Source organism: Chloroflexus sp. MS-G (assembly GCF_000735195.1).
Lineage (GTDB): Bacteria > Chloroflexota > Chloroflexia > Chloroflexales > Chloroflexaceae > Chloroflexus.
This window is the reverse complement of sequence record NZ_JPIM01000140.1, coordinates 1-10,237: the sequence shown is the minus strand read 5'-3', so window position 1 is coordinate 10,237 and position 10,237 is coordinate 1. Positions and strand designations below refer to the sequence as shown.

General features: G+C 54.4%; 8 protein-coding genes. 7 read left to right on the top strand and 1 reads right to left on the bottom strand.

The window, feature by feature from the left end:
• The first annotated feature begins 222 nt into the window (after positions 1-222).
• The 7 genes from JE47_RS0117955 (at position 223) to JE47_RS0117925 (ending at position 8,016) form a co-directional block, all read left to right on the top strand.
• Positions 223-1,308, top strand: a complete 1,086-nt coding sequence (locus tag JE47_RS0117955) for an NADH-ubiquinone oxidoreductase (RefSeq protein WP_031461077.1) — start codon at positions 223-225, stop codon at positions 1,306-1,308.
• Positions 1,309-1,408: 100 nt separating this feature from the next.
• A complete protein-coding gene (locus JE47_RS0117950; protein WP_031461076.1) occupies positions 1,409-3,109 on the top strand; it encodes a hypothetical protein in 1,701 nt (566 codons plus the stop codon).
• Between the two features lie 17 nt (positions 3,110-3,126).
• A complete protein-coding gene (locus JE47_RS0117945; protein WP_031461075.1) occupies positions 3,127-3,849 on the top strand; it encodes a hypothetical protein in 723 nt (240 codons plus the stop codon).
• A gap of 2 nt (positions 3,850-3,851) precedes the next feature.
• Positions 3,852-5,303: a proton-conducting transporter transmembrane domain-containing protein gene (locus JE47_RS0117940; RefSeq protein WP_031461074.1), complete on the top strand. Its 1,452-nt coding sequence runs from the start codon at positions 3,852-3,854 to the stop codon at positions 5,301-5,303.
• Positions 5,304-5,334: 31 nt separating this feature from the next.
• On the top strand, positions 5,335-6,147 hold the full coding sequence (locus JE47_RS0117935; RefSeq protein ID WP_031461073.1) for a hypothetical protein: 813 nt from the start codon (positions 5,335-5,337) through the stop codon (positions 6,145-6,147).
• 34 nt (positions 6,148-6,181) lie between these two features.
• Positions 6,182-7,240 (top strand): ABC transporter ATP-binding protein, encoded by a 1,059-nt coding sequence (locus JE47_RS0117930; RefSeq protein WP_031461072.1) that lies wholly within the window; start codon positions 6,182-6,184, stop codon positions 7,238-7,240.
• A complete protein-coding gene (locus JE47_RS0117925; protein WP_031461071.1) occupies positions 7,237-8,016 on the top strand; it encodes a hypothetical protein in 780 nt (259 codons plus the stop codon). The genes JE47_RS0117930 and JE47_RS0117925 overlap by 4 nt, the downstream gene beginning before the upstream one ends.
• Here the strand turns inward: JE47_RS0117925 and JE47_RS0117920 are convergent.
• Positions 8,003-9,814: a peptidoglycan DD-metalloendopeptidase family protein gene (locus JE47_RS0117920; protein ID WP_031461070.1), complete on the bottom strand. Its 1,812-nt coding sequence runs from the start codon at positions 9,812-9,814 to the stop codon at positions 8,003-8,005. The two genes, JE47_RS0117925 and JE47_RS0117920, sit on opposite strands and share 14 nt — an antisense overlap.
• Positions 9,815-10,237 lie beyond the last annotated feature (423 nt).

The window sequence follows — 10,237 nt, the reverse complement described above, 5'->3', positions numbered from 1 at the left end:
TAAATGATAAAAACACCCAGGCTGTTCACAAAACTGACAGTCTCAGGTGTTGTGCATGGCGTCGGCGGTCAGTTCGACGCATCTATACAGTAGCACATCTTCACAATATTCGCACCCCATCTCAAGGTGGATTGATAGGTGGAATCGGGGTGGATCGAACGACGCCATGTGCTAATCTATATGAGCGTGGTATAATGCGCCGCGGTAGGAAAAGGAGGGCCTTTGAAATATCAACTGACACTCCATCCGATAGCCGGTGCCTGGCACGGCGAGCGCTTGACGCTCGTTGTGCACGGCGAGCGTATCGTCGATGTGGACTATCGCCCTGCGGTAGGTGATGGCACGTATGCGCGTCGGCTTGTGCAGGGCGGTATGGAAGGAGCGTTGAGTGCTGCCAGCCGTGTTTGTCCCTATTGCAGTGTCGCCCATACCTTAGCATTTTGTCTGGCGATTGAACAACTGGCCGGTGTAACGCCGCCATTACGTGCTCAGGCCATACGTGTCTTGTTCGCCGAACTCGAGCGTGCTGCCTCTCACATCAACACGTTAGCCGCATTGGCGATGGCGCTTGGTCTAAATGATGCTGCACGTCTCAGTCGACTTGAGACCAGGCTGCGTTCGATGCTCGTTAGCCTGGCCGGTAACAGTAAGACTGCTTACATTCGTCCGGGTGGATTAGCCAATCCACCTGCCGATCACACGCTAAGCGAGATTACGCAGACGGTCAATGAGCTGCTACCGAAGATGATTACAGTCGCCGAGCAGAGTATTCCGCGGCGCTCGCTGCTGGCCCGAACGGTGGACATCGGAACCTTACACACCACCGCTGCCAGACAGTTTGGTTTGGCAGGACCATTGGCGCGGGCCAGTGGTGTCGAAACCGATCTCCGCATCCATGCACCCTACGCTGCGTACCATGTCTTGACACCAGAGCTGGTGGTAGAAGAGGGCGGTGATGTGCATGCGCGAGCAGTAGTCTTGTTGCTCGAAGCAATAGAATCGTTACGTCTGGTTTCGCGCTGGTTGCAGAATCTGCCAATCGGTGCGGTATATGAAGAGCTTGCGCTGCAAGCCGGTGAAGCCATCGTAACGGTTGAAGCCCCACGAGGACCGTTGCGTTATACTGTGTGCAGTGATGGCCGACAGTTGACTGAGGTCCAGATTGGGATTGGGCCGCAACTTGATCGGCTGCTAGCGCGAACGTTGTTGCAACAGGCTGCGATTGATGATGCACTGCTGATCGCGATTTCGACCGATCCATGTACCACATGTTGGCAGGCAGCCACATACCTGATCGGTCGCAGTTAGTTTGGTGTTGGTAAGCGTACAATTACGGCGTACATGATACTGAAACGCTAATGATTTGTACCATATCCGTCGCGCTCGGCGATTGCAGGATCGAGGACGCATGGGTCTTACCGTTAGTTTTATCAGCTTACTCACCGGAGCTGCGTTTTGCTTCAGTCTGGCGCAGATTGGCATCACGCGCCGATTAGCATTCCTGGCCGCGTTGGTTACCGGTCTGGCAACGCTAGGTGTTGTGCTCGACCCGGTGACAATAACCCCTGTGGAACCATTCTTCACTATCGGCGCAGTGCCAGTTGTACTACCAACGCCACCTGATCTCAGTGAACGAATATTTGCGATAGCACTTTTGTTTGCAGGGACGATTGGTTTCCTTGCCCTGGCACTGAGTGTCTCGGCAGACGCAGAAGGATTCGGTGCGCTTTTCGGGTGGTTGCTGCTCGCGCTGAGTGCGGCATTGCTTAGCCTGACGATCCCTCCGCTCAGTTTTCTAACACCGCTCAGTTGGGCAGTGGCCGTCATTGCTACGCATGGGGCGTTGGTAGCATCTGGGGTCGATCCGAAACCAAACCAATTACCGCCTCATTTAGTTGGTGGCGGAATAGCCTTCGTGACCGGTGCTGGTCTGGTGGTATCTACAGCACTCGTACCGGCTGACATCTTACCGCCAACTGTGTTGGTTGGATTAACCCTGCTTGGCGCCCTGGCGCTGGCGGGTGCACCACCGTTTCACGGGGCACGGCGAGCTTTTGTCACTGCTCCGGCTCTGATCGGTGCTCTTGGGGCTGGTCTGATCTTACCAACCATCGGCTTAGGATTTATTGTACGTGCCCTCCTCCAGTTACCGCCTTTACCGGCTTCCACCAGTCATATCCTGGTTACCATTGGCGCCTTTGGGGCACTGGGGGCTGCCTTTGGCGCACTTAACGCTGCCTCTGGGCGCGAACTGGTGCATTGGCAGGGCGCACTGCAAGCTGGGGTCATCATCTGCGCGGCTGCTCTTAACTACCCGTTAGCTAGTCTGGCGGCAGCGGCACTGTTTCCGGCCTTGCAATTACACGCAATTGCGGGTGGGCTTGTCGGAGCCGCTATCGAACGTCAACAAGGTTCTGATCTTCTCGACGGGACGCAACCTACTATACGGCTACCGCTGATCGGCTTCCTCTGGTTGGTCACGACGGCAATTGCGACCGGTCTCCCGTTTGTATGGAGCTTTTGGGGTTGGCGTTGGCTGATCGAAGCAGCAACCATCGATTATGGGTGGGTGATCGGCCCGTTACTTGCGGCTGCTGTCCTGGGGTTTGCCAGCGGATTACCGCTCCTCTTTCGTTGCTGGCAAGGTCGGCAGACAACGACCAGATTTTGGCCAGAAGGATGGTTAGGAACGCTCATCCTTGCGCCGTTGATCCTGATCGGCCTGGCGCCGTGGCTGGCGTGGCCCCTCTGGTTAAGCTGGGCGTCGTTTGCGCCACCTGCTCTCCCTGCCGAACCAGTTGCATGGCCGTTGATCGGGCTGACAGTGTTGTTGGGTGTGGTATGTTGGTTTTTGCTACGCCAAGACAATCCGTATCAGACGGCCCGTGTAGAAGACCCTGCCGTAACCCCAACCTGGCAGGGAATGGGAGAACTATTATACGGTCTGAGTGAGGTAGCTGACGCACGCACGACGCTGAGCCTAATCAGTCGAGGGCTTGACTGGATAGCCAGTCTGTTCCATACCGTCATGATCATCTTTGAGCAGCGATACTATCTCTTCGGCGTTATGGTTGCACTGCTGGCGATACTCATCCTGATGGCACAGTAGATCAAGGACTATCTTCTATGAGCATTGATCTTTGGATTATTCTGATCGCGATCTCGGCTGGTGGTATCTTACTATTGCGCGACTGGCGATCAACCGTCGGCTTGCTTATGCTGAATTATATTGCATTAGCATTTTTGCTCAATGAACAACCTTTCGTGCCCGCCGACATCGCGCAATTCAACTTTAGCTCGTTAGCATTAATCAAGATCATCATCGGCATCTGTACAGCGCTTATTCTCGGGGTAACCGCGTTAACCTTCTCGCGTGACTACGGCCTGGAAGGTCTTGACGAGTTTGGTCAGGCCGAACTTCGTCGCGCCCTGCGGGCGGCTGTTCGTCAACGTTCGGCAGAAACGTCACGGTTGAATGACTACATCTTGCCGTTTTGGTCGGGCATTGCCGGGCTGGTGGCGAGTCTAATGCTCCCGATCATTTATCCCATCGCTCCCAGTCCAGGTCTTGATTTTGCCTGGTACTGGCTGGTGCTCAGTGGTGTGCTGGCAATGGCGACTGCTGGTGATGTGTTAAAAATTGGGCTGGGCATGCTGCTCTGCATGAGCGGGATTGATCTCTTGTATAGTGCGGTGGTTAGTTCGCCAACGGCAAGTGGCTTAAAGATCATGCCGCTCTTACTGCTCAGTGTGGTGCAAATCTTGTTAGCTCTAGCCGTTGCCTATCTGGCCGGCTTAGTGTATGGGCGGTTAAAGACGCTCGCGATCAGTGAGCTATACCGCGGATAATTATGCTGTACCTGTTGCTCATCTTTTTTCCGATCAGCATGGCGTTTAGCATCTTTCTGCTACGTCGTTTACCGCGCATCGCCGTGAGCCTGGCGATCGGGACACTTGTCATTGAACTGTTCCTCGCCATGCAGGTGCGTGTCGATGATCCGATACGGGTGTTAGGGGTTACGCTCCTCCTCAGCCCGCTGCATCAAATTTTTCTGTTTCTCTTTCTGAGCATTGGGATTGTGACCCTGATCGCCGCCTTATTGTTTCCCCACGGCGAAAATTTTAGTGCCACCGGGTTACTGATCATTGCACAAACGGTTGCCATTCTCGTCATGCAAGACTCGTTTGTCACGGCTCTGGTGTTGGTGGCAATGGGGCTTACTGCGGTGCTGGCAATCGTTGATCTACCGGTTGGAGCTGGTGTACTGATCAGCCGACAGACATTAGTCGCGGCCTTAAAGTATCTGGTGTTGATGGTCATTGCCGGTATTCTGCTCTATGCGGCCTACGTCCTCACCGATATTTTTCGACCGGGCGAATTACCAGGTCGTATTTCACCGGCACGCTTCATTCTAGCCTTACTGGCAGCCGGTTTTGCTTTGCGGATGGCGCTGACACCGTTTCATACCTGGCTGGTTGATCTGGTAGGATACGCCGGATCGTTGGCCGCAGTGTTAATCATTGCGCTTCCCATTCCGGCGAGTTTGCTAGTCTTTTTACTAACGCTCCAGAGTTTCCCGACTCTGATCTTCGATGGTGGACAGGCCCTTAATGTGCTGCGGATTGGGGCCTCGATCAGTGCGTTCCTGGCTGCTGCTCTTGCCCTCACTGCATCAACGCTGCGACAACGGATTGCTTACCTGATCACCAGTCATTGCGGTATCATATTCTATAGCTTCGCCTCATTGTCGCTGGCGGGCCTGAGTGGGGCGATGTTCGGGGTGATCAATCTTGCGCTAGCTGTGACAACCATTTTAATCAGTCTGGAAATGATAGAATATCCAACCGGGGGACCTTCTGAGCCAGCGCATACCGATTTACTCTGGCGTCGGCCAATCGCTAGCACCGGGTTATTGGGTGGCGGGCTAGCGCTCATCGGATGGCTACCATTGCCAGGTGGTACAAGTTATCTGCTAACGCTTCAGGCGGCAGCAAAAGCCGGTTGGGGTGAATTATTCGTTCTGCTCATCGCAATGATACTGGCAACCCTGGCGCTGGTTCAATTGACGGTGCAATACCTGATCGGACCACGTACCAGAACACCCGTTCCTGAATCGTTGCTGCTTGGCGAAACAGAGGTAGACCGCCCTCCCCCGATGCGGCTCCCTCGTGAACCATGGGGCGCAAGGTGGTTGATCGGGAGTTTACTGGTAACAATGCTGATAATCGGTATCTTCCCCAGCCTATTGTTGCCAACCATTGAAGCGGCGGTACGCAGTCTGGCAGTGATCAGCGCGATGTAATGTGAAGTGGCAGAGAGGATGTGCAACGGGCATGATAGTGGCGGGGTTAGTTGCATTTCTGGTATATCCGGGTGGATTACTTGCTATCGGGTTAAGCATGAGTTATCGCTTGCTCTCTAATCGGCTATTGCCGTTTCAGGACATTCTGCGATTCTCACCTGGCCTGATAGGTAGCCTCGTTTGGGCTTCGTTGGTGTTGGTTGCCGGCGGGCTAGCCTGTTTGCCGTGGCCATGGCACCCATGGCCGATACCGTTTGGTTGGTTAGGTGCATGGGTCTTACTCGAATTTGCCGCATGGTTGCCGTTTTTACCGGCGTTACTGGCAGGGGCACCTCATCTTGTACGGGCGGCTGTTCGTGAGGCGCAGATCAGTATGTTGGGCCGCACGATACTATGGGGGGCGGTTGCAACCGGTTTGGCAATTGCTGACGCGGTAAGTGGGTGGTCTGGCATTGGTCATGGGCTTATCTTGCTCAGCACATTGTTAAGCTTACCAGCCGCTATCAACTGGGGGCCATTTGGTCCTGAACCATCGCTGGGGCCACAAGGTATTACTACGGGACTGGCAACTCGTCTGGCGTGGGAACTTACATTTGCCCGCGACACCGTGGCTGCGGCGTTGATCGCTGCGGGCTGGTTGGGAAGTTTACCACTCGCATTGTTGCCACCCTGGCTCGGATTACTCGCCATCGTGGGGGGGAGTGCTGGAACCGCGCTCGTGTTACGCTGGTTACAAGGCCGTGTACCACGCCTGAGTGTCCCATCAGCCCTCCGCACGACGTTGCTTGGCGCCGGTAGCCTGGCGATACTGGCGCTGATCGTATCTGTGTTGGGCCAAAGATAACTGCTTCGAGCACGATGTTCTGGAGAGCCGCACCATGACCGATGTTATTTTAGTTGACAGACTTACCAAACGCTACGGTCATGTCTCGGTGTTGCGCGGGGTCAATCTGCGCGTAACTGCGGGTGAAGTCTATGGCTTGCTCGGCCCCAATGGTGCCGGGAAGTCAACGCTCATCCACTTATTGCTTGGCTTTCTCCACCCTGATAGCGGACGGATTCGCATCCTGGGCAGTGCCGATCTGGAAGCGCAGCGCCGTTTAATCGGCTATGTACCAGAACGTCAGCGTTATCACAGCTTCTGTACACCCCGTGAATATCTCACCTTCCTCGGTCGTTGTGATGGGATTCCCGAGGCACAATTACGGCAACGGATCGACGAGTTACTGAAGCTGACCGGATTAGCAGACGTTGCCCATCGGTATCTTCGTACCTTCTCAAGAGGAATGCTTCAGCGTCTGGGTATTGCACAGGCGCTCTTGACCGATCCCGATCTGTTGCTCATCGATGAACCGACAAGTGGATTAGACCTCGACGGTCAGCAAGAATTGCTTTTGCTCCTCAACGATGTCCGACAGCGTGGTCATACGGTCTTCCTCTGCACGCATCGGTTGGCCGAAGTTGAATATCTCTGTGACCGAGTAGGCATTTTAACCAATGGGCACATTGCACTAGAGGTCAACGTAGCCGAGGTGCGGCAAGTAGCCGGAAGTATCGCTGTGCGAACAGGACCGCTTGATTTACCGCTGCGGCAAAAGCTTGAGATGATTGGACAAGAAGTTACCTGTGATGAGCAGGTTGTCGTGATTAACCCACATACCCCTGAGTTACAGGCCAGGGTGTTGCAAGTACTGATCGAGGCCAACGTGCCAATTCATGCGTTAGAACCGCAAATGAGCCGCCTGGCCCAAATCTACATGCGAACAGTACGTGGTGAAGCGGTTGATAATCTGCTTGTGCCCAGAAAACCTCCGCTACAGGTATTATTGCGCGATATGCCTCCACCAACCCCAACCGACGAGGTTGATCCGCTTCTGAAGCGATTATTGCAACGTCAGGCTACCAACCCAACCGATCCGAAGGATGGCAACCAATGATCCAACGCAGTGAACAGGTGTCGTTGCTTAGCGGCTTTTTTCTGCTCGAGTATCTACGTTCGGGTCGCTTCTTGCTCGAGCTGGGAATGGTAATAGCCAGTTTTGTTGTCTTCTTTCGACCCACCGGAACACCAATCCGTGCCGATCATTTCTTCACTGTGTCGGGTCTCTTTGGGCCGGTATTAGCCGCACTGATAACCAGTGCCATTATCGGGATGGGAGATCGACCTCAAGCGTACATCATCCTCTCTCATAATGTCAGTCGTGGTGTATATCTAATCGGCCTATTTTGCTCTTCCTGTTCGGCAGTGCTGACCATGTACGGCATCCTCTGCCTGTTAGTCGCCCTGTTCAACCCTGTAGCCGAACTCGATCTAATCAAATGGGTCTTAGCGACATTACCACTCGTACTTAACATTAGTCTTGTATCGGCTCTCACGTTGCTTCTCTCACCACTTATTTTGAGTACTGGCTGGCGCCTTTTCGTACTCACCTTGATCGCATTGGCGTTATCGAGTAATGTTGTTGGTGGGCCGCTTCTCAATCAGATCGAGCAGATAAACCCTTTCTTGGTTACCATTTTGCGGGCACTTCAAACTCTGTTAAGTGGGCCACTCGTGCCAATCTTTTACGGGTATCAGCTTAGTATTATTGGCAACCTCGATCATGCTTCAGCCTGGGCCAACCTGTTGGCGCAAGGTTTGCTGTTGTTGGCCTTTCTCGGCCTGGCCTGTTACGCTTTCAACCGCCGTGATCTCATCTTTAGCGCGTCGTAGGGATGGATGTGGTGAGTAGGATGAAAGCAACCGCATCGGCCCAAATCCCACGTCGCCGATCACCGGCTGTCGTGCCGGTTGCCACCAGTGGCGATAGCGAGGGATCGAAGGTGAAGACACCCAAATCTACCCACCAGTTTCGTTCGGCCTCTAAATCTACGGTCACAATCGTTTCGCCGTCACGATGACGCACTAAAAACCTGGCTTCACGTGAGTCATCAAAGCCATTGAGAGCAAACGGGATATAAGCCAGCACCCGATACTGCCCAACAGCGGGGAGTTCTGGTTGCCAGAGAGCAATTTGTGGCGCGGCAAAATCACTGAAACGCCAGGGACGGGTGATGCTACTCGTCAGGTAAGACGGAGCAAACAGAGCGCTTCCGCCGTAGCCTGTATCTACCGTTTGCCAGTCGCCGCTGCGCCGAAAACCTGGATCACCGTTATCAACGATGACAACCCCCGGTGGTGGTGGCGCACAAGGGGAAGGCATATCAACCCACAGCCAGACGCTGATCTGACCAACCGGATTATTGGCCCACGGATCAGGATCGGCGCCACACCAACCGTAAGGATCAACGTCACGTCCCAGATATTGCACCTGAAAATGTAAATGAGCACCGCGGGCGCAGCCGGTATCACCGGCAATACCAATGACGGCACCGCGTTCAACAGTCCGACCAGCCGTCACATCCACGCGGGCCAGGTGCCAGTAGAGCGTGCGATAGCCATTGCCATGCTCGATAATCACTGCACCAGCCGGGGTCTTACAGCCATCATCAGAGTAGCCAGCGAAGACGACCAAACCGGGTGCAGCAGCCAGTACCCGATCTGGTGGTCCCATTGCATAATCCCAACCGGTATGACCATCGTAGGCAAAAGCCGGGTTGGTTTCGGCACGCCCCCAGAACGTATGCAGTGAGCCGTTAGGCCGCAGAAAAGGAGCGTCGTGATCGAAAAAAGAGGTCACCGGGAAGTTGCGTTCAAAAGGTCGGCTGAGAAAGGGTTCGGCCAATGGCGGCCAGTCAGTTGGCGCCAGTCGTGGATCAAGATCAAATAATCGCTGATACGTCGGCGCCACTCCTGCTAGCAGCGCATCGAGCCGATCAGGAGTCGTCGTCGGTGCTAACGCCCGACTCAGCACATAGCGACTGAGGTCAATCGTTGACGGTACAGCAAGTACACTCCCATTGACAAAATTCAACGGCGGGAGCGCAGTTCCATCGAGCAGAGCATAATCACGTAAGGCAGCCCGCAGTTCACGGGTCAACCAACGCAACTGAGCAAACAGGCCACGTCGACTCCCGTTATCGCCCTGAAATCCGGCAGCCCAGGCTAACTGCTCGCTGCTTGGGGTGGATGTGCTCAGAACGCCACTTTGCAGATCCATCAGGCTTAGCAATAAACGTGGACTGATACTGTAGAGATTACTTAATGAGACCAGCACATCGGTAAACGAATGACTACGATTGCCGATAGATATTCGGGCTGTCGCCAGAGGACTGTTACGCGCCTCTAGGAATGCCTGAATCTCAGGACCACTGAAGTTGTGGTCGTAGCTTAGCCGTTGTGGATCGAACAGTGGATGGACTGCGGGCAGCGGTGTTGCCGTTGGCATCAAGGTTGGTGTTGAGGTCGGAACAGGGGTTAATTCTGGCGTAGCCGTTGCGAGTGTCGGTATTGCATGAATGACTGTTGGCAAACGTGTTGGCTCTGGCGTAGGAGTCGACAACGGCGGTGGAGCCGTACAGCCACATAACGCGATGGCAATAACAAGCAACAGGTAACTCGTATAACGCATGGCGGTATTATACCAACAGTTGTGTAACACGTTGGCGTGGACACGTCAGGTGTTAAAAGGATGGGTTTCAAACTCGTCTCAATCTCGTTCTTCCACAAGGTGGGAGGAAGAGGGTTTCCAACGCGGGTGCCCCTGCGCGTTGGCGCTGCACCAGGGTAAACTGGACACCACGTCGTGCCCACGCTCCGCATCGTCCTCCGCAATTACCGCGTTTTTTCGTGTAACTTTTTGGCCGCTCAAACGGTTTCTCTATCGAGCACCATTTTGAGCACCAGGAAGACACGATGAATGGAACATACCACTACCCGCTGCCCGTTGCGCTGCCACCCTCGCCCCTGCACGCTGCCCAGCGCTGTGCTACAATACCGGCAGACCCACCTACCACAGCAAGGAGGAACTGCGATGACCCATCCTACTGCTACC